Source organism: Flavobacterium sp. (assembly GCF_031363805.1).
GTDB lineage: Bacteria > Bacteroidota > Bacteroidia > Flavobacteriales > Flavobacteriaceae > Flavobacterium.
This window is the reverse complement of record NZ_JANLVD010000179.1, coordinates 1-1,797: the sequence shown is the minus strand read 5'-3', so window position 1 is coordinate 1,797 and position 1,797 is coordinate 1. Positions and strand designations below refer to the sequence as shown.

General features: G+C 30.3%; 3 protein-coding genes and 1 pseudogene. All 4 read right to left on the bottom strand.

Annotated elements, in window-relative coordinates:
• Nucleotides 1-141: 141 nt before the first annotated feature.
• Nucleotides 142-393, bottom strand: coding sequence for a hypothetical protein (locus RMN92_RS10130; RefSeq protein WP_309609332.1), 252 nt, complete (start codon nucleotides 391-393; stop codon nucleotides 142-144).
• Entirely contained in the window at nucleotides 383-928 is a 546-nt protein-coding gene (locus tag RMN92_RS10125; RefSeq protein WP_309609331.1) for a DUF420 domain-containing protein, read from the bottom strand. Before RMN92_RS10125 ends, RMN92_RS10130 begins: the two co-directional genes overlap by 11 nt.
• Nucleotides 928-1,611: an SCO family protein gene (locus RMN92_RS10120; protein WP_309609330.1), complete on the bottom strand. Its 684-nt coding sequence runs from the start codon at nucleotides 1,609-1,611 to the stop codon at nucleotides 928-930. Before RMN92_RS10120 ends, RMN92_RS10125 begins: the two co-directional genes overlap by 1 nt.
• Before the next feature lie 61 nt (nucleotides 1,612-1,672).
• A pseudogene (locus RMN92_RS10115) lies at nucleotides 1,673-1,797 on the bottom strand (IS1595 family transposase); the annotation flags it as partial.

The following is a 1,797-nucleotide window of genomic DNA, read 5'->3' as shown; positions in this document are numbered from 1 at the left end:
CAAACTATATGAACTGTTAATCTTGAAACACTATGTCCATTTGTCCTTTGAAAATTCATAAATCAAAGGTAATATATTTTTAGAAGCTAAAGCGAAATGCACTAAAGTGCATAGTTTTAACTATATTTGAGACCAATAAATCTATTTTTTCTTTAAATAAATTCTATAAACGCCAAAACCAACGATGGCAACCAAAATATATGGAATAATCATTAAATAAACAATTCCATCATTGATGGCTTCGGCTTGGGTAACATTGCCTGTGCTTTCCAAAGAAGCACGACACATGGCACATTGGGATTGTGCATTAATTGCAAAAAACAGAAAGCAAATTCCAAATATAAATTTCTGGAATTGAGATTTTGGATTGGAGATTTTATTTCTAATTTGCATAATATGGGGAAATCATAATATAAACTATCACGCCAGTTACGGCCACATACAACCAAATGGGAAAGGTATATTTTGTAATTTGTTTGTGCTTGTCAAAACGTTCAGATAATGCTCTTACATACGATACCAAAACCAATGGGATAACAATTATTGACAAGGAAATATGAGAAATTAAAATGATAAAATAGACAATTCTTGTAACACCTTGACCTCCATATTTTGTGGATTCAGATGTCATATGATACGCCACGTACATGGCTAAAAATGCTACCGAAAGTGCAATAGCAAATTTCATCAGGTTTTCATGCAATTTGCGTTTGCCATTTTTTATTGAAATAACTGCCCAAATTAAAACTATTGCTGTAATTCCATTGATAGTCGCGTAAATTGGCGGCAAAAAAGAAAGTGGTTTGATATCAAATCCAAAATCTTTCAATTTCACTTTGAATAAAATAGCAACGACTAGCGGAATAGCAATTGATAATATGGTAATCCAAATGTTGTATTTTTTTTCTAATATATTATTATTTTCCATTATTCTGACAGTAATTTGGTAATATCTTGTTTGAGTTGGTTTATACCTTTTTCTTCCAGTCCATCGTAATAAACAATTGGATTTCCAAAATCATCTGTTCGACTTCGAATGTTGCCATCTTTGTCAATTAAGGCTATTAAACCCGAATGTTCAAAACCGCCAGCTACTTTGCTGTTTTTGCCAGCGTATAAATTAAATCCTTTATTGGCAATTTCGAAAATATTGGTTTCTTTTCCTGTCAAAAAGTGCCAATTGATTCCTTTGGCGCCAATATCATCTGCATGTTTCTTCAACACTTCTGAGGTATCATTTTCAGGATTTATAGATATGGATGCAATGCCAAAATTTGAATTTGTGGCAAATTTTTCTTGAATAATTTTCATATTATTATTCATAATTGGACAAATGGTTGGACAAGTGGTAAAAAAAAATTCTACCAAATAAACTTTTCCTGCATAAGTTTGGTTGGAAATGTTTTTATTGTCTTGGTCAGTCAGTGAAAATTTTGGCACTTTGCCAATGGTCAACAAATCACTTTTATTCGTGGTTTTTGTACCTTCAATATTTAATCGATCGGCTTTTACGATATCATCATTTTTGATTCTATCGATAATTTTTGGAATAACTAAAATACCGAATACCAAAATAATAAATGATATGCCTATGTATGATTTGTTTTTCATGATTCTATTTAATAAATATTTTCAAATTATAAATTTGTATTTATTTAATTTGTATCTCGGTTTATTTACCACAAGTTACTAATGCAATAGTAATTCTATCAAATAAATACTCTCCGAAGTATCTTCTATTAAGTTTGTAGCAGAACTCATCAAGATAATTTTGAAGATATATACCTTTCATTTTGT